We start from the raw sequence: 23,094 nt of genomic DNA on the forward strand, positions 1-23,094 counted from the left end.
CTTGTAATCACTTTTACTTTCGAATGAAAGATAGCGAGGCTGTTATGACCTTAACCTTTACCAGTGAAACCTTGCCTTCCGACCACAAAGCGGCCATCCGCCAGATGAAACGTGAGCTGCGGGCGCAGATTGGCGACGTGCAGGGCGTGTTCGATCGCCTGAGCGCCAGGATCGCCAGCCGCGTGGCGGAAATTAACACCCTGAAGCGCAATGGCGATCCTGTCTGGCCGGTGATCCCCTTTGCGGACGTGCAGAGCGGTAACATCAGCCCGGAACAGCGCGAGGCGGTCAAACGCCGGGGCTGTGCGGTGATCAAAGGTCATTTCCCGCGCGAGAAGGCGCTGGCGTGGGATAACGCGATGCTCGACTATCTGGATCTCAACCGTTTTGACGACGTCTACAAAGGCCCGGGGGATAACTTCTTTGGCTCCCTCACCGCCTCCCGTCCGGAGATCTACCCGATCTACTGGTCACACGCCCAGATGGAAGCCCGTCAGAGCGAAGAGATGGCCCAGGTGCAGTCGTTCCTGAACCGTTTATGGACTTTCGAGAGCAACGGCAAGCAGTGGTTCAACCCGGACGTCAGCGTGATCTACCCGGACCGCATTCGCCGCCGTCCGCCGGGAACTACCTCTAAAGGCCTCGGGGCGCACACCGACTCCGGCGCGCTGGAGCGCTGGCTGCTCCCGGCCTATCAGCAGGTCTTCGCCCGCGTCTTCGACGGCAATATCGACAGGTACGATCCCTGGGATGCCGCCCACCGCACCGAGGTGGAAGAGTACACCGTGGACAACACCACCAAATGCTCGGTGTTCCGCACCTTCCAGGGCTGGACGGCGCTCTCCGACATGATCCCAAATCAGGGGCTGCTGCACGTGGTGCCGATCCCGGAAGCGATGGCTTACATTCTGCTGCGTCCGCTGCTGGACGATGTGCCGGAAGATGAACTCTGCGGCGTGGCCCCGGGGCGCGTGCTGCCGATTTCCGAGAAGTGGCATCCGCTGTTAATTGAAGCCCTGACCAGCATTCCGGCGCTGGAAGCGGGTGATTCCGTGTGGTGGCACTGCGATGTGATCCACTCGGTGGCCCCGGTTGAAGACCAGCAGGGCTGGGGCAACGTGATGTACATTCCGGCGGCGCCGATGTGCGAGAAAAACCTCGCCTACGCGAAGAAGGTGAAAGCGGCGCTGGAAACCGGCGCCTCGCCGGGCGATTTCCCGCGCGAGGATTATGAGTCTGACTGGCAGTCGCGCTTCACCGTTGATGATCTGAACATTCACGGCAAGCGCGCGCTGGGTATGGCTTAACTGTCGTATAACCCTTCCCGTTCGACGGCGGTGCGTCGTTTCCCCTGACGTATCCGCCGTACCGACTCCCGCACGGTCAGCGTGCCGTTCAGCAGCAGCGTCCCCACCGGCGCGTCCGGGCGCATCAGCCGTTGCTGGAGCATATGCACCGCTTCGGTTCCCAGTTCATCGCGGGGAACATGCACCGCCGTTAACGGCACATCCTGAATCGCCGCCAGATTAAAGCCGTCAATGCTCATCACCGACACATCCTGAGGGACGCGCAATCCCTGCTTTTGTAAGGCGTTGATGGTCCCCGCCGCCATAAAATCCCCGCCGACTAAAAATGCCGTGGGCAGGTCTTTTCCCTGACGTTCACTGAGCCAGTGGCTGACCAGCTGTTCGGTTTCGCGGGCGCTGAAGCTCGGAGCCACCAGCAGATCGCGCTTGTCGTTAAACTTCAGGTTGTGCGACTGCCAGGCGTCACGGATCCCCGCCAGACGCAGCTCCATGGTATAGCGGCGCAGGCACAGCACGTTCATCACCTCACGGTGCCCCATCTCAAAGAGGTATTCCGCCGCGCGTTCGCCGATGGCGCGGTGATCGGGCGTGACAGCAGGGAGGCGCATATGCCGGTCGCGGCAGTTAATCAGCATGCAGGGTTTACCCAGATCGATGGCCAGATCGTGGATATGCGGATCGTCGATACCCAGCAGGATAGCGGCCTGGGTGTCCGGCTCGTTCATGCGCGCGAGAAACAGCTGCGCGTCGCTGTCATTTTCTTCCAGGGCGCAGTAGCGAAGGCGCACGTCATGCAAGGCCAGGCCCTTACTCACGCTCTGGATCACCCGGTAATAAAAGATGTCGGACCGCTCGTCAAAAGCGCGCTGGGGCGCAAAGACCACGAGGCTGTTGAGCAGCAGACGTCCTGCCGCCATCCCGTCCAGCACGCCCAGCTCCCGCGCGGCGTCCAGCACCCGGGTACGCGCCTTTTCGCTGGTGTTCGCCTTCCCCGCCAGCACCCGGGAAACGGTGCTGACAGAGAGTTCGGTCCGGCGGGCAATTTCAGCGATTCTTAGCCTTTTATCCATTTTGTGATCTGGCTCCATTTGCGAAATGAAAAAATTTTCATAGCGTAGTTAACAGACGGTTACTGGGGTTAGAGCCAGAATGCCAAATAATTAAAGACGATTATGAGAAAAGTTGCACAAAATGCGCTTTTGCCCGCCTGATTTCTCTCTTAAGGTGAACCTGTCACACAACTTCCATACTAGTTATATACCAGGCTAAGCATTAAAACTGATAACAATCAAAGAGATAAAAAATCTGTGTGACACCTGAACCTCCGTCCCCCTACCGTCCGTCTTGTGGAGAGTAAAATGAGTCAGGGCATCAATAACACCGTTGCGACCAGCAAAACCCGTCGCGTCATTAAAAACCTGCGCTGGTACGTGCTGGTGCTGTTCTTAATGGGCGTGACCGTTAACTACATCACCCGAAATTCGTTGGGTATTCTCGCGCCTGAACTCAAAGAGAGTCTCGGGATCACCACCGAGCAATACTCCTGGATCGTTGGCGCGTTCCAGATTGCCTACACCATTTTCCAGCCTCTGTGCGGCTGGCTGATTGACGTCATCGGCCTGAAGATTGGCTTTATGGTCTGCGCCGGGATCTGGGCGCTGATGTGTATCTTCCATGCGGGCGCCGGAAGCTGGCTGCATCTGGCGATCCTGCGCTTCTTTATGGGTGCCTCTGAAGCGGCCGCCACTCCGGCGAACGCCAAAACCATCGGCGAGTGGTTCCCGAAATCGGAACGTCCCGTGGCCGCCGGTTGGGCGGGCGTGGGCTTCTCCATCGGCGCGATGCTGGCCCCGCCTATCATCTACTTCGCGCACGCCTCCTTTGGCTGGCAGGGCGCGTTTATGTTTACCGGCGTGCTGGCGCTGCTGTGGGTGATCCTCTGGTGGGCGTTTTACCACAACCCGGAGCAGCATCCGAACCTGAGCAAGGATGAGCTGGCCTTTATCAAGCAGGATAACGAGCCGCCTGCGGTCAAACTGCCCTTCCTCACCGCGCTGAAAACCGTCTCGAAAAACAAGCGCTTTTACGGTATCGCCATTCCGGCCTTTATGGCGGAACCGGCCTGGGCGGTGCTGAGCTTCTGGGTGCCGCTGTATCTCGCCAAAGAGCACGGCATGGATCTGAAGCAGATCGCGATGTTTGCCTGGCTGCCGTTCCTGGCCGCCGATCTCGGCAGCGTGGCGAGCGGCTACCTGACCCGTCTCTATACCCGCCTGTTCGGCTGCTCCCGCGTTAACTCGGTGGTGGCAAGCTCGGTGACCGGCGCGTTTCTGATGATCTCCTTAGGCATCGTGGCTATTACCCGCGACCCCTATATCACCATCGTGCTGATCTCCATCGGCGGTTTCGGGCATCAGATCATCTCCTGCATGTTGAGCGCCCTGGTGGTGGAGTCGTTTGATAAGGGCCAGATGGCAACCGTCAACGGCATGCGCGGCTCGGCGGCGTGGATCGCCAGCTTCCTGTTCTCCCTTTTGATTGGTGTTACCGCCGACAAAATCGGCTTTAACCCGCTCTTTATTGCCATGGGGTTCTTCGACCTGATTGGCGCTCTCTTCCTGGTGGCATTTATTGCTGAACGTCGCGCCAAGCGCGCCTGATAGTGGATGTATTGCATATGAAAACCCTGAAAAACTGGACCGTCGAGAAACAGTCTGCGAACCATCTGGAACTGCTGGTCGATGAGCAGCACCGCCTGTGCCTGTATGTGCTGGAACAGAACCTGTTCCGGGTACTGATTAAACGCAAAGGCGAACTGGCGCTGGACCGCACCTGGAGCATCGCTCCGGAGCAGGACGTGCCCTGGGAAGGCCGCCGCCGCGACGATCTGAGCGGGTTCACCTGCCCTGCCTGGACGCTGACGCAGCAGGACAATGTGCTGACCGTTGCCACCGAACAGCTGCGCGTCACCGTCCACCAGCCGCTGTGGCTGGAGTGGCACTATCGCAACGAGGCCGGGGAGTGGCAGCCGCTGGTAAATGACCGTCCGACCAGCGCCTATCTGCTGAACGCCCACGGCGACGGCGCGGCGCACTACCTGAGCCGCCGCAAGGATGAACGTTTTTACGGCCTGGGTGAAAAAGCGGGCGATCTGCAGCGCAACGGCAAGCGCTATGAGATGCGTAACCTGGACGCGATGGGCTATAACGCGGTCAGCACCGACCCGCTGTATAAGCACATCCCGTTCACCATCACCCGCCGGGACGACGTGAGCTATGGCCTGTTCTACGACAACCTGAGCAGCTGCTGGCTGGATCTGGGCAACGAGATCGACAACTACCACACCGCCTATCGCCGCTGGCAGGCGGAAGCGGGCGATATCGATTACTACATCTTTACCGGCAAACGGGTGCTGGACGTCACCAAAGCCTTCGTGCGCCTCACCGGGAAAACGCTGTTCGGACCGAAATGGAGCCTCGGCTACAGCGGGTCAACCATGCACTACACCGACGCCCCGGACGCGCAAAACCAGCTGATGAACTTTATCCGCCTGTGCGAAGAGCACGCCATTCCCTGCGACTCGTTCCAGCTCTCTTCCGGCTATACCTCCATCAACGGCAAGCGCTACGTCTTCAACTGGAACTACGACAAGGTGCCGCAGCCGAAGATGATGAGCCAGGCGTTCCACGATGCCGGGCTGAAGCTTGCAGCGAACATCAAGCCGTGCCTGCTGCAGGACCATCCGCGCTATAACGAAGTGGCGGAAAGGGGTCTGTTCATCCGCGATTCAGAAACCGATGCGCCAGAACGTTCAAGCTTCTGGGATGACGAAGGGTCGCACCTCGACTTTACCAACCCGCAGACCGTGCAGTGGTGGCAGCAAGGGGTGACCACCCAGCTGCTGGAGATGGGCATCGACTCCACCTGGAACGACAACAATGAGTTCGAGGTGTGGGACGGGGAAGCGCGCTGCTTTGGCTTCGGCAAGGAGATCGCCATCAAGCATATTCGCCCGGTGATGCCGCTGCTGATGATGCGCGCCTCGATGGAGGCCCAGCAGCGCTTCGCGCCGGAAAAACGCCCGTACCTGATCTCCCGCTCCGGCTGCGCCGGGATGCAGCGTTACGTCCAGACCTGGAGCGGCGATAACCGCACCAACTGGGACACCCTGCGCTACAACACCCGCATGGGTGTGGGGATGAGCTTATCGGGGCTGTTTAACGTCGGTCATGACGTGGGCGGGTTCTCCGGCGATAAGCCGGACGCGGAGCTGTTTGTCCGCTGGGTGCAAAACGGCGTGATGCATCCGCGCTTTACCATTCACTCGTGGAATGATGATGCCACCGTGAACGAGCCGTGGATGTATCCGGGCGTCACGCCGGCCATTCGCGGTGCCATTGAGCTGCGCTATCGCCTGCTGCCCTATCTTTACACCCTGCTGTGGCAGGCGCATGCCGATGACGAACCCATGCTGCGCCCGACCTTCCTCGATCACGAGCACGATGCGCAGACCTTTGAGGAGTGCGACGATTTCCTGCTGGGCCGCGACCTGCTGGTGGCAAGCGTCGTCGAAGCCGGGCAGCGCGAGCGCCGGGTCTGGCTGCCGGATAACGAAACCGGCTGGTACGATTTTTACACCCAGGAGTGGTTCTCCGGCGGGCAGTGGATCGTCCGCGACGCGCCGCTGGAAAAACTGCCGCTGCTGGTTCGCGCCGGTGCCGGTCTGCCGCTCAGCGAGCGCATTACCCATGTGAGCGCTGAGAAAGACGATACCCGCGAACTGAAACTGTTCCCGCTGAAAGGCGTGGGCACGACATCCGGCCTGCTGTTTGAAGACGACGGCGAAAGCTGGGGCTACCAGAGCGGCAACGCGCTGTGGGTGGAGTGGGAGATGGTCTGCGACGGGGCAACCATAAATTTGAACGTCGGTGCGCGCGGAGACTATCGTCCGGCGTGGAAAGCGCTGAAGGTGTCGTTACCGGCAGGGGAAAAACGTAAGCTGCTGGTGAATGGGGTTGAAGGGGGTGAGTGGGTGCTCTGAAAAATGCCGGGTGGCGGCTACGCCTTACCCGGCCTACAAAATCTGCACGAAATTGTAGGCCGGGCAAGCGCATGCGCCGCCCGGCGTGGCAGACCGCACATTCGTAGGCCCGGTAAGCGTAGCGCCACCGGGCTATGCTTTAGTTGTCGATGCCTTTGCTGCGCAGATAATCTTCGTAGTTACCGCTGAAGTCCACCACGCGCTCTGGCGTAATTTCAATCACGCGGGTCGCCAGGGAACTCACGAACTCACGGTCGTGAGAGACGAAGATCAGGGTGCCCTGATACATCTCCAGCGCCATGTTCAGCGATTCGATCGATTCCATATCCAGGTGGTTGGTCGGTTCGTCCATCACCAGAATGTTCGGTTTCTGCATCATCAGCTTACCGAACAGCATACGGCCCTTCTCACCACCGGAGAGCACCTTCGCCGGCTTTTTGATGTCGTCCTGGCTGAAAAGCAGACGCCCCAGGAAGCTGCGTACCACCTGCTCGTCGTCGCCTTCGGATTTCCACTGGCTCATCCAGTCGAAAACGGTCAGGTCGTTGTCGAAATCTTCGGCGTGATCTTGCGCGTAGTAACCAATCTGCGCATTCTCAGACCATTTCACGGTGCCGTTGTCAGGCTGAAGCTCACCCACCAGGGTTTTCAGCATGGTGGATTTACCCACGCCGTTGGCGCCGATGATCGCAATCTTCTCGCCCACTTCCAGCAGCAGGTTGAAGTTTTTAAACAGCGGGCCATCGTCAAAGCCTTTGGTGAGGGCTTCCACTTCCAGCGCGTTACGGAACAGTTTTTTATCCTGCTCGAAGCGGATGAACGGGTTCTGGCGGCTGGAGGCTTTAACCTCATCCAGCTTGATTTTGTCGATCTGACGGGCACGCGAGGTGGCCTGACGCGATTTAGAGGCGTTGGCGCTAAAGCGGCTGACGAAGGATTGCAGGTCCGCAATCTGCGCCTTTTTCTTGGCGTTGTCGGCCAGCAGACGCTCACGCGCCTGGGTCGCGGCGGTCATGTACTCGTCGTAGTTGCCCGCATAAACGCGCAGCTCGCCGTAGTCCAGATCGGCCATGTGGGTGCAGACCATGTTCAGGAAGTGACGGTCGTGCGAGATGATGATCATGGTGCTGTTACGCTCGTTCAGCGTCTGCTCCAGCCAGCGAATGGTGTCGATGTCCAGGTTGTTCGTTGGTTCGTCGAGCAGCAGGATGTCCGGGTTAGAGAACAGCGCCTGCGCCAGCAGAACACGCAGCTTCCAGCCTGGCGCGACTTCGCTCATCAGACCGTAATGCTGTTCAACCGGAATACCGACGCCGAGCAGCAGTTCACCGGCGCGGGATTCGGCAGAGTAGCCGTCCATTTCGCCGTACAGGGTTTCGAGATCGGCCACTTTATAGCCGTCTTCTTCGCTCATTTCGGCAAGTGAGTAGATGCGGTCGCGCTCCTGCTTCACTTCCCACAGCTCAACGTGTCCCATGATCACCGTGTCAAGAACGGTGAACGCTTCGAAGGCGAACTGATCCTGACGCAGCTTACCGATGCGCTCGTTCGGATCGAGAGAAACGTTACCCAGGGTCGGCTCTAAATCGCCGCCGAGGATCTTCATGAAGGTGGATTTTCCGCTACCGTTGGCACCAATCAGGCCGTAACGGTTGCCGCCGCCAAATTTGACGGAAATGTTTTCGAACAGCGGCTTACTGCCAAACTGCATAGTGACGTTGCTGGTAACTAACACGGGAGATTCCTGCGAGAAGTGTGATAAACCCGGCATTATGCCACAATTCCGAAATGAGATCCCGTGTAACAACATGCCGCTAAACTTTAACGAAACGGAAAAAAGTGTGATTTAGTACACATCCGAATTCCATGCGGGGGGGAATGCACATATAATGCGCTCCCTGAACCGTTCTGACTTTTAATAACCTGCCAAGTGGCACAGATACCTCGCACACCATGAATATGAAATTAACTTCGCTTTTTGCAGCGGCGTTTGCCGTAGTAGGGTTTTGCAAGACCGCTTCTGCTGTCACCTATCCACTGCCAACCGACGGTAGCCGTCTGGTGGGTCAGAACCAGGTTGTGACCATTGAAGAAGGCAACACCCAGCCGCTGGAATATTTCGCAGCAGAATATCAGCTCGGCCTCTCCAACATGATGGAAGCCAACCCGGGTGTTGACCCTTACCTGCCGAAAGGCGGTACCGTGCTGAACATTCCTCAGCAATTGATCCTGCCGGATACTGTGCATGAAGGTATCGTTATCAACAGCGCCGAAATGCGTCTGTACTACTACCCGAAAGGCACCAACACCGTGATCGTGCTGCCTATCGGTATCGGCCAGCTGGGTAAAGATACCCCGATGAACTGGACCACCAAAGTTGAGCGTAAGAAAGCAGGTCCAACCTGGACCCCAACCGCGAAAATGCACGCGGAATACATCGCCGCGGGCGAGCCGCTGCCAGCCGTTGTTCCTGCTGGCCCGGATAACCCAATGGGTCTGTATGCGCTGTACATTGGCCGTCTGTATGCGATCCACGGTACCAACGCCAACTTCGGTATCGGTCTGCGCGTGAGCCACGGCTGCGTGCGTCTGCGTAACGACGACATCAAATTCCTGTTCGAAAACGTGCCGGTAGGGACTCGCGTGCAGTTCATTAACGAGCCGGTTAAAGCCACCACCGAGCCGGATGGCAGCCGTTACCTCGAAGTGCATAACCCGCTGTCTACCAGCGAAGACCAGATCAATAACAACGTGACGGTGCCAGTGACCCTGACCAGCAACGTGCAGGCCATCACCGGTCAGCCGGATGTGGATGCCACTATTGTGGATCAGGCGATTCAGAATCGTTCCGGGATGCCGGTTCGTTTGAACTGATTGCCGAATGTAAAATCAAAAAAGCGGGCTTCGAAGCCCGCTTTTTTATTGCCTGTTAATGCTGCGTGCGGCAACGCCCGGCGGCGCTACGCTTGCCGGGTCTACAGGGCTAAATCATCCCCTCACCGCATCCCCAAACACCGCATAGTCCGGCAACTGCACCTCCTGATACGGCTCCCATCCGCCGCCGAGCGCTTTATACAGCGCCACCAGATCCAGCGCACTTTGCACCCGGGCCTGATCGCGCTGCTGCTGCGCCTGCGCCAGCTGGCGCTGGGCATCCAGCACGTCGATAAAGGTGGCGATCCCCTGCCGGTAGCTGCTGCTCGCCAGATCGAAGGCGTTTTGCAGCGCATCAATGGTTTTGCTTAATCCTGCTTCCCGCTTCTGGTCGGTGCGGTAGCTGACCAGCGCGTTTTCCACATCCCCCAGCGCGGTGAGCACCGTCTGGCGGTAATCCAGCACGGCGGCGCCCTGCTGGGCGCGGGCAACCTTCACGCTGGAGACCAGCCGACCGCCCTGGAAGATGGGGATGGAGACCTGCGGCCCGACGCTGTAGAAGTGGCTGCTCCAGTCGGTCAGCCAGCTGGCTTCGCTGTTACGCAGGCCAAACTGGCCGCTGAGCGAGACGCTGGGGAACAGCTGCGCCACCGAGACGCCGATCTGCGCGGTGGCGGCATGAAGCCTGGCTTCGGCTTCCCGCACGTCCGGACGGCGTCGCGCCAGGGTGGAAGGAATGCCGGTGGGAACAATCTCCGGCAGCGCGGGCAGCGGTTTGCTGGCCTGCAGCTCGCCGTCCAGCGCGCCCGGCGGTTTGCCGAGCAGGATCGCCAGACCGTTCATCGCCTGTCGCGCCTGGGCTTCATATTGCGGAAGCTGCGCCTCTAGGTTGCCGAGCTGGGCGCGGGCGTTCTCCACGTCCATCTGCGGCGACAGGCCGCCGCGCTGGCGGCTGTCGGTCAGCTCCAGCGTCTGCCGGGCGCTCTCGATCTGGGTGTTGAGGGTGGCGATAGAGCTCTGGGCCCCGCGCAGCTGGAGCCAGGCGCGGGCGACTTCCGCCTCCAGCGACACCAGGGCGTCGTTGCGCTGCTCGATGGCCGCCTGCTGCTGGGCGTTAGCGGCCTCAACCTGACGGCGCACTTTGCCCCACAGATCCAGCTCCCACTGGGCGTCAAAGCTGCCCTGATAAAGGTTAATCGGCTGGGTCAGCGGCCCCAGCGCGCCGCGCAGTTCAGGATCGACGTCGTCCAGTTGGTCGTAGACGCCGTGGGATTTCAGCTCCCCTTCCAGCCCCAGCTGCTGCCGGGTGGCCTGCAGATTGCCGTTCACCGCCGGGAAGAAGGCCCCGCCCGCCTGGTTGATCTGCTCCCTCGCGCCGGCGATGCGCAGCACGGTTTGCTGCAGTGACAGGTTACCGGCGATGGCGCGCTCAATCAGGCTGTCGAGCTGCGGATCGGCGAAGGTTTTCCACCAGCGAGGGTTGGTCGCGCTTGATGCGGCTTGCGATTTCACTCCCCGGTCCCCCGGATCGTTCCAGTGGGTCGGGGTCTGCGGTACGGGCTGCTGATAATCAGGCCCCACGGCGCAGCCCGCCAGCATCAGCATTAACATCAGGGGACTTAAACGTCGAATCATCAGTGTGCTCCTGCACTCCCCTCGCTCTTAACCGGCGAGAGCAACAAACAAAACGGGATCAATAAGAGGGCCACGACGCTCAGAATGGTGAAGACGTCCACGTAGGCCAGGAAACGCGACTGTTCGATCATCACCTGGTACATACGCCCGGCGGCGATACCGGCGGGATCGCCCACCTGGGTGGTGAAGTTCTGCACCGCCTGCGCCATCTCGCGCAGCGTCTGCTGGAACGGCTCGTCGAACGCCGAGGTGTGCGTCGCCAGATGGGCGCTGTGGGCCTGCGAGCGCTCGGTGATGGCCGCCGTCGAGAGCGAAATACCCACCGACCCCGCCACATTGCGGAACATGGTAAAGAGCGCCGCGGCGTCGGCGTTCAACTGTCGGGGGATCGAGATAAAGGCGATGGTGGTAAGAGGAACAAACAGGAACCCCAGCCCAATCGACTGGGCGCTGCGGAACAGCACCAGCGTCTCGAAGTCGATGTCCGGCGTCAGCGTGCGCGACCAGAAGAATGACACCGCCAGGCAGGTAAAGCCGAAGGCGATGATCCAGCGCGTCTGCACGATCGGCATCAGCTTCAGCACCAGCGGAATGGTCAGAACGATGAGGATCGCGCCGGGCGAGAGCACCAGCCCCGACCAGGTGGCGGTATAGCCCAGATCCTGCTGCGCCAGCTGGGGGATCACCACCGAACTGCCGTAAAGGATCATCGCCATACCGGCCATCAGCAGGCTGGAGACGGCGAAGTTTTTATCCTTCATGCAGTGCAGATCCACTACCGGCTTTTTGGCGTACAGCAGCCAGTAGATGGCCCCGATAATGCCGATCAGCGTCAGCACGGCGAAGGTGCGGGTAAAGTTCGAGTTAAACCAGTCTTCGTCCTCACCCCGGTCGAGCATCACCTGCAGGCAGCCCAGTCCAAGCGCGATAAGCCCGATCCCCGTCCAGTCGATGGGGATCTTCTCTTTTGATTTGCTCTCCCAGGGCGGATCCTCCAGCAGCTGGTAGATGGCCAGCACCGTCACGATCCCCACCGGGATGTTAATAAAGAACACCCAGCGCCAGGAGTAGTTATCGGTGATCCAGCCCCCGAGCGTTGGCCCGAGCACCGGAGCAACGATGATGGCGATGGACGACAGGCCAAAGGCTTTACCGCGATCTTCCGGCTTAAAGTAGTCGAGCAGCACCGACTGCTGGGTAGGCTGGAGCCCACCGCCGAAGAAGCCCTGCATGATGCGGAAAAGAATGATCTGCCACAGCTCGGTGGCGATCCCGCACAGGAAGGAGCAGACGGTGAACATCACGATGCAGATCAGGAAGAACTGCTTGCGGCCAAAGACCCGGCTCAGAAACGCCGAGATGGGCAGCACGATGCCGTTGGCCACCAGATAGCTGGTGAGCACCCAGGTGGATTCGTCGTAGCTGGCCGAAAGCGACCCCGCCACGTGGGGCAAGGCCACGTTGACGATGGTAGTGTCGAGGATCTCCATAAACACCGCGAGGGTGACGACAATCGCCACCGCCCACGGGTTGCTGGCGGGCCGCCAGTTTTCGTGGCTGTGGTCGGTCATTCCACGGTGACCTTCGGTTCAACCGACAGGCCAAGCGGCAGCGGCATGTTGGGATCCAGCCCTTTATCGATAACGATTTTCACCGGCACGCGCTGGACGATCTTCACGAAGTTACCGGTGGCGTTCTCCGACGGGAAGGCGGCAAAGCGCGAGCCGCTCCCCTGCTGGATGGAGTCGATATGCCCTTCCAGCTCCAGATCCGGCCAGGCGTCAACGCTCAGCGTCACCTTGTTGCCAGGGCGCATCCGCTCCAGCTGGGACTCTTTAAAGTTGGCGACCACCCAGATATCGGTCGAAACCAGCGAGAAGAGCGCGGTGCCCGCCTGCACCAGGGTGCCGGTCTGGACGTTGCGTTTGGTGACGTAACCGTCAAAGGGGGCGCGGACCTCGGTGTAGGAGAGGTTCAGCTCGGCGGTCTCCAGCTGGGCGCGCGCCTGCTCAACCTGACGTTCCCGGGCTTCGACGTTAGTCTCCTGCTGGCGAATTTGCAGCTGCACCTGGGAGGCCACCTCTAGCTGGGCTTTGGCGCTGGCAAGCTGAGCCTGGGCGCTGCGCAGCTGGGCGTTGGCCGCGTCGATGCTCTGTTGCGTGGTGGCGCGGGGATCGACGCCGCGCTGGCGGCGGTATTCCGCCTGGGCATTAGCGAGATCGGCCTGGGCTTTGATCACCTGGGCGCTGGCTTCATCGCGCTGGGCGGGATATTGCACCTTCGAGAGGGCGAGCTGCGCCTGAGCCTGATGCAGCTGGGCTTCGGCGAGACCAAGCTGGGCTTTGGCCTGATCGCGCTGGGCAGCCGTGTCCCGGGGATCGATGGTCACCAGCAGATCGCCTTTTTTCACCCGCTGGTTATCCCGCACCCGCAGTTCTGTGACATAGCCTGCGGTTTTTGGGGCAATTGTGACAGCGTCACCTTCGGTGAAGGCGTCGTCGGTGGTCTCCTGATTGCGGGTCATAAACCACCATACCAGCGCCACGATGACCATCACGATCACCACAATACCCAGAATAATTAGCGGCTTTTTGCCGGGGCGTTTACGTTCAGTCTCTTTATTATCGGTGTTTTCAGAGAAGTGATTTTCTTCTGCCATAGAACAGCATCCGTCCTGTTTGTGAGCGGTATCACAATTTATACCGCTCACTAAAGTTAGGACGTTGCTATACATTTGCCAGGAAAAACTGACAAATATGGCACTATATGAGAAGGAATAATCCGAAACCGACAAGGGCGGCCCAGACCAGCATCGGCAGGGACCAGAGATGGAAGCGCCACCAGATCCGGCGATCGTTTGCCATCCGCAGGGCGATGAGGTTGGCGAGAGATCCCGGCAGCAGGCCAAAGCCGCCGACGTTTACCGCCCAGGCCAGCAGCGCCGTCGGCGGCACATAGTTAAGCAGCAGAATGGTGGAAGGCACGTTGCTGATAAACTGCGACAGCCCGATGGCGGTCAGCCACAGCCCCGGCTGCGACAGATGGGTGACGTTCTGCAGCACGCCGTGCAGGGCCGGAACCTGAATCAGCAAATGCACGTCGATAAACATCGCCATGAACACCAGCAGCAGCGTCCAGTCGACGCTAATAAGCACCCGACGCGCCAGCAGCAGGAAGCCCCCCGCCACCAGCAGCACGCCCCACAACTCCTGCTTCAGATCGAGCGCCACCAGAAACACCAGGTAGAGCGCCAGACAGCTCCACGCCAGCCGTGGTTTCGACTGCGCTAAAGCGCTGCCGCTGTGATAGCGCAGCGCCGTTGCCGGAAAAGCAAACCAGCACAGCAGCGCCAGGGTCAGCATCATCACCAGCGCCAGGGGCGCCATCTGCCAGGTGAAGGCGGCGAACGACAGTCCGGAGCGCCCCCACAGGAGGATGTTTTGCGGGTTACCAATCGGGGTCAGCAGCGACCCGGCATTCACCGCCAGGGCTTCAAAGATGATCAGCCGGTTAACCGGGATCTCGCACAGTTTGCGCAGCGTAAGGGTGAGCGGCACCACGATAAACAGCGCCACATCATTGGTCAGAAAGGTCGACAGCAGCGCGGCAGAGAAGACCATAAAGAGCGCCAGCCGCCGCTCGGTGGCGAAACGGCGCACCATCTTGCGCCCCAGCACGTCAAAAAAGCCGCTCTGCTCGACCCCTTTGGTCAGCATCATCAGCCCGGCGAGAGTAATAATGGTGTGCCAGTCGATGGCGGCAGGCCAGCGCTCCGGGGCGAAGGGCACCAGAAAACTGAGCCCAGCCCCAACAATCAGCAGTAAATGAAAGAAACGATCGCGGGCCAGCGCCCGCAGGCCAGGCAGGGTCATTCTGGGGAGGATCCGTATTTCAGCGTAAAGGCCTGGAACTGCTGCAGCGTCTCTTCGCTGACGTGATGTTCCATCCCTTCGGCGTCCCGGCGGGCAATCTCAGGGCTGACGCCGAGCACCAGCAGGAAGTTTTCAACAATCTGGTGGCGCTCGCGGCTCGCCTGCGCCAGCTTTTCCCCTTCCGGGGTCAGAAACACGCCGCGCCAGGGGATCATTTCGATCAGGCCTACCGTTGCCAGGCGCTTGAGCATTTTTGCCACCGTTGGCTGGGAGACGCCAAGACGCGCGGCCATATCCACCTGACGGGCCTCCCCTACCTCGCGGATCAGATCTGAGATCAGCTCCACATAGTCATCAATCAGTTCGCGACGATGCGCCTCGCGAACCTGGCGAAACCCTTCGACATGCTCTTCTACATTGACCAGTTGCGTCATTTTTTTTGTTGTTGGTTTACCTGCACGGCGGTTCATTGTGCTTCCTCAATCCGATGACACATCAAGCGTATCAATGCATAAGCGGACATTGTAAACCATCGCCCCCTAAGCACAAAAAATTAACGATATAGCCATAGCCATATAATATAGCCTGTGCTATATCTGTATGTAATGCAGTCACCCTTCACGGATCGAAGGGATCAACCCGCAGGAGGTCATCATGAACGAATTCAAGAGGTGTATGCGCGTGTTTAGCCACTCTCCCTTTAAAGTACGCTTAATGCTGCTGAATATGATTTGCGACATCATTAACGGCAAGCCAGAGCAGAACAAACCCACCCACTAAGCGGCGTCGCGGTACGCCGCTTCATTTTTCTGTCATTTATCGCCGCTATACTTTCCGGCGGAAGCTTATTCCCCGATTTTTTTACGGAATTGCAGCCCCCTTCGCAAAACATCCCCTTTATATCTGTTGACGTTATACCTCGCTGGCTCTATCTTCTTGCAGCCCTGCACTTTTTGCGGCTCGCAGATGCGGACCTCAATCCCCCTTCTACGCATTCTCAGGCAGGTTTTGACCCTTGGCGCCAGGGTGAGCACATGGCGTTTTCACGATAGTGACCTATGAATTTAACCCTGAAAGACACGCTCATTACCCGCAGCCGGGCCTTAAGCCCGTGGACGGGATTCTATTTTTTACAGTCGCTGCTGATTAACTTTGCCCTGGGCTACGAATTCAGCCTGCTGTATGCCGTCGCCTTCACCTGTGTCCTGCATCTGCTGTGGCTCTGCGCCCCTCGCCTGCAAAAAGGCGTGGTCGGGATCTGCTCCCTGGTGGCGGCGATGTATTTCCCCTTTGGTCAGGCCTACGGCGCGCCAAACTTTAATACCCTGCTGGCGATGCACTCCACCAACATGGAAGAGTCGACGGAGATCCTCACCATCTTCCCGTGGTACAGCTATATCGTCGCCCTGTTTATCTTTGCGCTGGGCGTGATTGCCGTGCGGCGTAAACCGCAGCCTAAAAACGCGTGGGGCAAAATCGACAGCCTCTGTCTGGTGTTCAGCGTGGTGACCTTTTTTGTCGCCCCGGTGCAGAACCTGGCCTGGGGCGGGGTGTTCAAGCTGAAAGATACCGGCTATCCGGTGTTTCGCTTTGTCAAAGATGTGGTGGTGAACAACCAGGAAGTGGTTGAAGAGCAGACCCGGATGGCCGAGCTGTCGCAGATGAAGGACACCTGGAACGTGCTGGCGGTGAAGCCGAAGTATCACATCTATATGGTGGTGATCGGTGAAAGCGCCCGCCGCGACGCGCTGGGTGCCTTTGGCGGCCACTGGGATAACACCCCGTTTGCCAGCAAGGTTAACGGCACCCTGTTTACCGACTACATCGCCGCCAGCGGTTCCACGCAGAAGTCGCTCGGGCTGACCCTTAACCGGGTGGTGGACAATAAGCCGCAGTATCAGGATAACTTTGTCACCCTGGCGAACCGCGCGGGCTTCCAGAGCTGGTGGTTCTCCAACCAGGGGCAGATTGGCGAGTACGATACCGCCATCGCCAGCATCGCCAAACGCGCGGACGAAGTGCATTTCCTGAAAAGCGGGGATTTTGAGGCGGATAAAAACACCCGGGATGAGGCGTTACTGAAGATGACCGAACAGGTCTTCAGCAGCCATCGTACCCAGCCGCAGCTGATCGTGCTGCATCTGATGGGTTCGCACCCGCAGGCCTGCGATCGCACCCAGGGGAAATACGCCGAGTTCGTGCAGTCGAAAGAGACCTCGTGCTACCTCTATACCATGACGCAAACCGACGACCTGCTCAGCAAGCTTTATGCCCAGCTGCAAAATACCGGTGACAGTTTCTCGATGGTCTATTTCTCCGATCACGGGCTGGCGTTTAAAGAGCGCGGAAAAGAGGTGCAGTATCTGGCGCACGACGATGCGTTCCAGCAGAACTTCCAGGTGCCGTTTATGGTGCTGTCGAGTGATGATAAGGCCCATCGCATTATCAAAGCGCGCCGCTCGGCGAATGATTTCTTAAGCTTCTTCTCGCAGTGGACGGGGATCAGCGCCAAAGAGATCGACAACAAGTACCGCTTCCTGTCGAACGACAAGGCACCGCCGGTGTATGTGACCAACTTTAAGCTGCAGAAAGTGGATTACAACCATCTGGGAACGGATGTGTTTGAGACGAAGAGTCGGTAAATTTTTGCTCTCAAAGCAATAACATAACCACAGAATAATAAACGACTTACAGCGACTCCCTGGTCCGGCTGAAAATCGCCGAAGCGTTGACCGCAGGCCGGGGCGAGGCGCAGGGACGCGCCGAGAGGGCGTGACCTACAGGGATGTAGGATCACGCCCGACCCGATAGCCGAAAGGAATAAGCTGAGGGAACCGCGAAGCGGCGATTTTCTTTGCCGGGAGCCGGGATTGCTAAGGGGGCGGCGGCGAGCCCACTTAGCACGTTCACAGGTGACGCGGCTGACAGAGGAGCGCAAAACATACAGTGAACGGAACCACCACCACAGTCGCATATTCCCCCTCACCCCAGCCCTCTCCCTGAATGGAGAGGGAGCAGATCGTGCCACTTTTTTTGTGGGGATCCCTCAGCCCACAGGGAGAGGGATAAAAACAAAAAACCCGCCGAAGCGGGTTTTTTTACTGGCTCACCGAAGTGATTAGAAGCGGTAACCTACGCCCGCAATCCAGGTGCCAACGTCAACGTTACGGATGCGGCTCTGCTCATAGGAGACATCCAGTGCAACGTTTTCCATTGGGTTGAACTGCATACCTGCGCCATAGGAGAAGCCGTAGTCGCTGTTGGTTGCAGAGCGGTTGAAGCCCTGGTTTTCAGTCTGCTGGAATTTACCGTAGCCAACACCCACAACACCGTAGATGCTTGCCCAGTCGTTCAGACGTAAAGCTGGACCTGCAGTGATGCCGTAGTACTGAGCTTTATTGTAAGCACCGTTATCGTTACGATCTTTCTCAGTGTAGGTGAAGGAACCGATAACACCCAGTGGGTCGTTATCTTGCTCGTAGCGATATTTCAGGTTGAAACCGTTGGTTTTATTCATCACGCCCTGCATATCGCTCTGAGCGTAACCGCCAGTTACGGTAGAGGTCGCTGCGACTGCGGAACCTGCGGAAACAGCCAGAACAGCTGCCAGTGCTGAAAGACATGCAATTTTTTTCATAACCACCTCAAATGTGCTTCAAGTAAATCCGTAAGTTTTAAATATATCAAAAAAACTTGTGAAACTCTTTGTGATTCGTGATGTCTAACGCGGGTTTTCATGTAACTAAACATTTCCACCAGCAGCTATCTTATTCAAAAAACACCACATTTGTGTTTCATTTCACTAATAGTGCGCGCCAGTCACAATACATTCATCCAGACAATTCCTAATCTGTTACAGAAATCAGCCTGTCGTATGACCGCCATTTTACGGATTTACGACGACTTTTTTTCAACGAAGTCTCAACCGTACGGCGTTATTTCCTTTACACTCCCTCTCTTTACTTCCTTTGACAGAAATTGACAGGAGAAAGGATGCCTGGGTTGTCTCGCAGGGCGCCAGTCTGGTTGCCCGTAATCGTCATTCTCATCGCCATGCTCTCCATTCAGAGCGGCGCTTCGCTGGCAAAATCGCTCTTCCCGGTGGTAGGCGCCCCTGGCGTGACGGCGCTGCGTATTGCGCTCGGCACCCTGATCCTGGTTGTGATTTTTAAACCCTGGCGGTTGCGCTTCAAAAAAGAGCAGCGCCTGCCCCTGCTGTTTTACGGGCTGTCGCTGGGGGCGATGAACTACCTCTTCTACCTGTCGATTCAGACGGTGCCGCTGGGGATCGCCGTGGCGCTGGAGTTTACCGGTCCGCTGGCGGTGGCCCTGTTCTCCTCCCGCCGTCCGGTGGACTTTATCTGGGTGGTGCTGGCGGTGCTTGGCCTGTGGTTCCTGCTGCCGCTGGGCCAGGACGTCTCGCACGTTGATCTCACCGGCGCGGCGCTGGCGCTGGGGGCCGGTGCCTGCTGGGCTATCTATATTCTCACCGGACAGCGTGCCGGCGAGGAGCATGGCCCGGCCACCGTGGCGCTGGGTTCGCTCATTGCCGCCATCATTTTCGTTCCGCTGGGCATGGCCCAGGCCACCGAATCCATCTGGCAGTGGTCGATCCTGCCGGTGGGGCTGGCGGTAGCGGTGCTCTCCACCGCCCTCCCTTACTCGCTGGAGATGATTGCCCTGACGCGTCTGCCAACGCGCATTTTCGGCACGCTGATGAGCATGGAGCCTGCCCTGGCGGCGATGTCCGGGATGGTGTTCCTCGGAGAATCCCTGACCTTTACCCAGACGCTGGCGCTCTGCTCCATCATTGCCGCCTCGATGGGTTCGACCCTCACCCTGCGCCGGGAGAGTAAAGTCGAAGAGGTGGATATCCGCTAGCAGGCGTTATTTCGCCGGGAAACGGTTTCCGGCGAAATATTCTTATTCGCAATGGCCGTCATTATTCTGAAATATCGTCTTACTCCCCGCCAGCTCGTTAAAAAATAAGATTAATTTACGCATAAATATAACTATTTTCTATTTTTCAATGAGTTACATATCACAACCACGCTTTCACTATTAAACCGATAGGCAGCACCCGGTCGCGCTATCTATAGCCGGTGCTATACTTGATTTCGAAATAACTTTGGACGCCAACATCAAGAGGAAATGAGATTATGCCTACCGCTAAACTGGTAAAAACAAAAGCACCTAATCTGCTGTATACCCGTAACGATGTGTCAGACAGCGAGAAGAAAGCGACGATTGAGTTGCTGAATCGCCAGGTGATCCAGTTTATTGACCTGTCCCTGATTACTAAACAGGCCCACTGGAATATGCGCGGTGCCAACTTTATTGCTGTGCATGAGATGCTGGATGGCTTCCGCACCGCACTGACTACTCACCTGGACACTATGGCTGAGCGTGCCGTACAGCTGGGCGGCGTGGCGCTGGGTACCACCCAGGTTATTAACAGCAAAACCCCACTGAAAAGCTACCCGCTGGATATCCACAGCGTTCAGGATCACCTGAAAGAGCTGGCGGATCGTTATGCCGTGGTCGCGAACGACGTGCGTAAAGCCATTGGCGACGCTAAAGACGAAGATACCGCCGACATCCTGACCGCGGCCTCCCGCGACCTGGATCAGTTCCTGTGGTTCATCGAGTCTAACATCGAGTAATCCATAGCATTTTGCTATCAGACCCTCGCCTTCGGCGGGGGTTTTGCACTTTCATGGTGCAGACATTTCGCCTCCCCCACCGCAAAAGTAAAGTGTTTGTAATAATCACCTCACACAATCGTTAACGAAAGATTGTTTTCTCGTCAATATTTGCGCTAAATAGCATAACCGTTAGTGATGGCATTTCGATGCACCAAAACAGTGCTTCGTTATGGTGCAATTTGCTGCCTTTGCTACCTTTTTTGTGCAATGAAATCCGTACCGTCCTTGCAAAAACAACACCTTGTAAAGTTGGCACGATTTTTTCATAGAGCCGTTCGTTCTCGCAGGGGATCGCCCCGTGGATATAAAAGGAAATGCTATGAAGTCTGTATTAAAAGTTTCACTGGCTGCACTTACCCTGGCTTTTGCGGTCTCTTCGCAGGCTGCTGATAAGAAACTGATTGTTGCTACCGACACCGCCTTCGTACCGTTCGAATTTAAACAGGGCGACCAGTACGTTGGTTTTGACGTGGATCTGTGGGCGGCTATCGCCAAAGAGCTGAAACTGGATTACACCCTGAAGCCAATGGACTTCAGCGGTATCGTTCCGGCACTGCAAACCAAAAACGTTGACCTGGCGCTGGCCGGTATCACCATTACTGACGCACGTAAAAAAGCCATCGACTTCTCTGACGGCTACTACAAAAGCGGCCTGCTGGTGATGGTTAAAGCCGACAACAACGACGTGAAGAGCGCGAAAGATCTCGACGGCAAAGTGGTCGCGGTGAAGAGCGGTACCGGTTCTGTTGATTACGCGAAAGCAAACATCAAAACCAAAGACCTGCGCCAGTTCCCGAACATCGACAACGCTTATATGGAACTGGGCACCAACCGTGCTGACGCGGTTCTGCACGACACGCCAAACATCCTTTACTTCATTAAAACCGCAGGTAACGGCAAGTTCAAAGCGGTCGGTGAGTCTCTGGAAGCTCAGGAATACGGTATCGCCTTCCCGAAAGGCAGCGACGAGCTGCGTACTAAGGTTAACGGCGCGCTGAAAACCCTGAAAGAGAACGGCACTTACAACGAAATCTATAAAAAATGGTTCGGCACTGAACCTAAATAAAACAGCCTGTTAAACAGGAACTGTACCGCCCGGTGGCGCTTGCGCTTACCGGGCCTACAATTTGAGTCAACTCCCTGACTCATTTTTTGTTTTCACCACGGTATACAGGAATACATCATGCAGTTTGACTGGAGCGCCATCTGGCCTGCCATTCCTCTCTTGCTTGAAGGCGCCAAAATGACCCTGTGGATTTCGGTCCTCGGTCTGGTTGGCGGGTTGATTATCGGCCTCGTCGCTGGTTTTGCCCGCACCTACGGCGGCTGGATAGCCAACCACGTAGCACTGGTCTTCATCGAAGTTATTCGCGGCACGCCGATTGTGGTGCAGGTGATGTTTATCTACTTCGCCCTGCCGATGGCCTTTACCGACCTGCGCATCGATCCGTTCAGCGCGGCGGTGGTCACCATCATGATCAACTCCGGCGCCTATATCGCCGAGATCACCCGCGGTGCGGTACTGTCGATCCACAAAGGCTTCAGCGAGGCTGGTCTGGCGCTGGGTCTCTCCCGTCGCGAAACCATCCGCCACGTGATCCTACCCCTGGCCCTGCGCCGCATGCTGCCACCGCTGGGTAACCAGTGGATCATCAGTATTAAAGACACCTCGCTGTTCATCGTTATCGGCGTGGCTGAGCTGACCCGTCAGGGCCAGGAGATCATTGCCGGTAACTTCCGCGCGCTGGAGATCTGGAGCGCCGTGGCCGTGGTTTATCTGATTATTACGCTGGCGTTGAGCTTCGTGCTGCGTCGTCTTGAAAGAAGGATGAAAATCCTGTGATTGAATTTAAAAACGTCTCCAAGCACTTCGGTCAGACCCAGGTGCTGCACAACATCGACCTGACTATCCAGACCGGGGAAGTGGTAGTGATTATCGGGCCGTCCGGCTCCGGTAAATCCACCCTGCTGCGCTGCATCAACAAGCTGGAAGAGATTACCAGCGGCGATCTGATTGTCGATGGCCTGAAGGTTAACGACCCGAAAGTGGACGAGCGCCTGATCCGTCAGGAAGCGGGCATGGTGTTCCAGCAGTTTTACCTCTTCCCGCACCTGACGGCGCTGGAAAACGTGATGTTTGGCCCCCTGCGCGTGCGCGGCGCCGACAAAGCAGCAGCCGAGCGGCTTGCAAAAGAGCTGCTGGCGAAGGTCGGTCTGGCAGAGCGCGGGCATCATTACCCGTCCGAGCTCTCCGGCGGTCAGCAGCAGCGCGTGGCGATTGCCCGTGCGCTGGCGGTTAAGCCGAAAATGATGCTGTTCGATGAGCCAACTTCTGCCCTCGATCCGGAGCTGCGCCACGAAGTGCTGAAGGTTATGCAGGACCTGGCAGAAGAAGGCATGACGATGGTGATCGTGACCCACGAAATCGGCTTTGCCGAGAAAGTGGCCTCGCGTCTGATCTTTATCGACAAAGGGCGTATTGCCGAAGATGGCAATCCGCAGACGTTGATTGAGAACCCACCGAGCCAGCGTTTGCAGGAGTTCCTCCAGCACGTTTCGTAATAACAGTACCCTTGCTGTTGCCGGGCGGCGCTGCGCTTGCCCGGCCTACGGTTCCAACGATTTCCCCCGGAATTCTCCCAAAAGCCCCCCGCTTCCGC

19 protein-coding genes are annotated in these 23,094 nt (G+C 57.8%); 11 read left to right on the forward strand and 8 right to left on the reverse strand.

Annotated features, from left to right (window positions below; all coding sequences use genetic code 11):
• Nucleotides 1-44 precede the first annotated feature (44 nt).
• A complete protein-coding gene (locus FFB58_RS07565) occupies nt 45-1,307 on the forward strand; it encodes a DUF1479 domain-containing protein (protein ID WP_039032694.1) in 1,263 nt (420 codons plus the stop codon).
• Here FFB58_RS07565 and FFB58_RS07570 read toward each other — a convergent pair.
• The gene (locus tag FFB58_RS07570; protein ID WP_286172591.1) at nt 1,304-2,395 is read right to left on the reverse strand and encodes a LacI family DNA-binding transcriptional regulator; all 1,092 of its coding nucleotides are present in this window, start codon (nt 2,393-2,395) and stop codon (nt 1,304-1,306) included. The two genes, FFB58_RS07565 and FFB58_RS07570, sit on opposite strands and share 4 nt — an antisense overlap.
• A 270-nt stretch (nt 2,396-2,665) precedes the next feature.
• Here FFB58_RS07570 and FFB58_RS07575 point away from each other — a divergent pair, with 270 nt between their 5' ends.
• Complete coding sequence (locus FFB58_RS07575; RefSeq protein ID WP_138369526.1) at nt 2,666-3,967, forward strand: MFS transporter; 1,302 nt, start codon at nt 2,666-2,668, stop codon at nt 3,965-3,967.
• Between the two features lie 17 nt (nt 3,968-3,984).
• A complete protein-coding gene (locus tag FFB58_RS07580) occupies nt 3,985-6,348 on the forward strand; it encodes a glycoside hydrolase family 31 protein (RefSeq protein ID WP_138369527.1) in 2,364 nt (787 codons plus the stop codon).
• A 139-nt stretch (nt 6,349-6,487) separates the two neighbouring features.
• Here FFB58_RS07580 and FFB58_RS07585 read toward each other — a convergent pair whose 3' ends face one another.
• Nucleotides 6,488-8,083: an ABC-F family ATPase gene (locus FFB58_RS07585; RefSeq protein ID WP_039032698.1), complete on the reverse strand. Its 1,596-nt coding sequence runs from the start codon at nt 8,081-8,083 to the stop codon at nt 6,488-6,490.
• Nucleotides 8,084-8,301: 218 nt separating this feature from the next.
• Between FFB58_RS07585 and ldtB the strand changes: the two genes are divergently transcribed.
• A complete protein-coding gene (gene ldtB / locus FFB58_RS07590) occupies nt 8,302-9,222 on the forward strand; it encodes a L,D-transpeptidase (protein WP_039032699.1) in 921 nt (306 codons plus the stop codon).
• A 114-nt stretch (nt 9,223-9,336) separates the two neighbouring features.
• Here the strand turns inward: ldtB and FFB58_RS07595 are convergent, their stop codons facing one another.
• The 5 genes from FFB58_RS07595 to mntR form a co-directional block, all read right to left on the reverse strand.
• Nucleotides 9,337-10,860, reverse strand: a complete 1,524-nt coding sequence (locus FFB58_RS07595) for an efflux transporter outer membrane subunit (RefSeq protein ID WP_171029949.1) — start codon at nt 10,858-10,860, stop codon at nt 9,337-9,339.
• On the reverse strand, nt 10,857-12,428 hold the full coding sequence (locus FFB58_RS07600) for a DHA2 family efflux MFS transporter permease subunit (protein ID WP_138369528.1): 1,572 nt from the start codon (nt 12,426-12,428) through the stop codon (nt 10,857-10,859). Before FFB58_RS07600 ends, FFB58_RS07595 begins: the two co-directional genes overlap by 4 nt.
• Nucleotides 12,425-13,516, reverse strand: a complete 1,092-nt coding sequence (locus FFB58_RS07605; RefSeq protein ID WP_138369529.1) for an HlyD family secretion protein — start codon at nt 13,514-13,516, stop codon at nt 12,425-12,427. Before FFB58_RS07605 ends, FFB58_RS07600 begins: the two co-directional genes overlap by 4 nt.
• A gap of 103 nt (nt 13,517-13,619) precedes the next feature.
• Nucleotides 13,620-14,729 (reverse strand): anion transporter, encoded by a 1,110-nt coding sequence (locus FFB58_RS07610; RefSeq protein WP_039032703.1) that lies wholly within the window; start codon nt 14,727-14,729, stop codon nt 13,620-13,622.
• A complete protein-coding gene (mntR, locus tag FFB58_RS07615; RefSeq protein ID WP_138369530.1) occupies nt 14,726-15,199 on the reverse strand; it encodes a manganese-binding transcriptional regulator MntR in 474 nt (157 codons plus the stop codon). The genes FFB58_RS07610 and mntR overlap by 4 nt, the downstream gene beginning before the upstream one ends.
• Before the next feature lie 184 nt (nt 15,200-15,383).
• Here mntR and mntS point away from each other — a divergent pair, with 184 nt between their 5' ends.
• Together mntS and FFB58_RS07625 are read left to right on the forward strand one after the other, a co-directional pair.
• Nucleotides 15,384-15,509 (forward strand): manganase accumulation protein MntS, encoded by a 126-nt coding sequence (gene mntS / locus FFB58_RS07620; RefSeq protein ID WP_039032705.1) that lies wholly within the window; start codon nt 15,384-15,386, stop codon nt 15,507-15,509.
• 278 nt (nt 15,510-15,787) lie between these two features.
• Nucleotides 15,788-17,371 carry a phosphoethanolamine transferase gene (locus FFB58_RS07625; protein ID WP_138369531.1) on the forward strand — a complete coding sequence of 528 codons (1,584 nt, stop codon included), beginning with the start codon at nt 15,788-15,790 and terminating at the stop codon, nt 17,369-17,371.
• 476 nt (nt 17,372-17,847) lie between these two features.
• Here the strand turns inward: FFB58_RS07625 and ompX are convergent, their stop codons facing one another.
• Nucleotides 17,848-18,366 (reverse strand): outer membrane protein OmpX, encoded by a 519-nt coding sequence (gene ompX / locus FFB58_RS07635; protein WP_039029412.1) that lies wholly within the window; start codon nt 18,364-18,366, stop codon nt 17,848-17,850.
• A gap of 356 nt (nt 18,367-18,722) precedes the next feature.
• Between ompX and rhtA the strand changes: the two genes are divergently transcribed.
• The 5 genes from rhtA (at nt 18,723) to glnQ (ending at nt 22,996) form a co-directional block, all read left to right on the forward strand.
• Complete coding sequence (rhtA, locus tag FFB58_RS07640; RefSeq protein ID WP_138369532.1) at nt 18,723-19,610, forward strand: threonine/homoserine exporter RhtA; 888 nt, start codon at nt 18,723-18,725, stop codon at nt 19,608-19,610.
• Nucleotides 19,611-19,888: 278 nt separating this feature from the next.
• A complete protein-coding gene (gene dps, locus FFB58_RS07645) occupies nt 19,889-20,392 on the forward strand; it encodes a DNA starvation/stationary phase protection protein Dps (RefSeq protein ID WP_039029410.1) in 504 nt (167 codons plus the stop codon).
• Between the two features lie 361 nt (nt 20,393-20,753).
• The gene (gene glnH, locus FFB58_RS07650; protein WP_039029409.1) at nt 20,754-21,500 is read left to right on the forward strand and encodes a glutamine ABC transporter substrate-binding protein GlnH; all 747 of its coding nucleotides are present in this window, start codon (nt 20,754-20,756) and stop codon (nt 21,498-21,500) included.
• Between the two features lie 117 nt (nt 21,501-21,617).
• Nucleotides 21,618-22,277 carry a glutamine ABC transporter permease GlnP gene (gene glnP / locus FFB58_RS07655; protein ID WP_039029408.1) on the forward strand — a complete coding sequence of 220 codons (660 nt, stop codon included), beginning with the start codon at nt 21,618-21,620 and terminating at the stop codon, nt 22,275-22,277.
• Complete coding sequence (gene glnQ, locus FFB58_RS07660; RefSeq protein ID WP_039029407.1) at nt 22,274-22,996, forward strand: glutamine ABC transporter ATP-binding protein GlnQ; 723 nt, start codon at nt 22,274-22,276, stop codon at nt 22,994-22,996. The genes glnP and glnQ overlap by 4 nt, the downstream gene beginning before the upstream one ends.
• Nucleotides 22,997-23,094 lie beyond the last annotated feature (98 nt).

This window comes from Enterobacter sp. MF024 (assembly GCF_005843915.1).
Classification (GTDB): Bacteria; Pseudomonadota; Gammaproteobacteria; order Enterobacterales; family Enterobacteriaceae; genus Enterobacter; species Enterobacter barmai.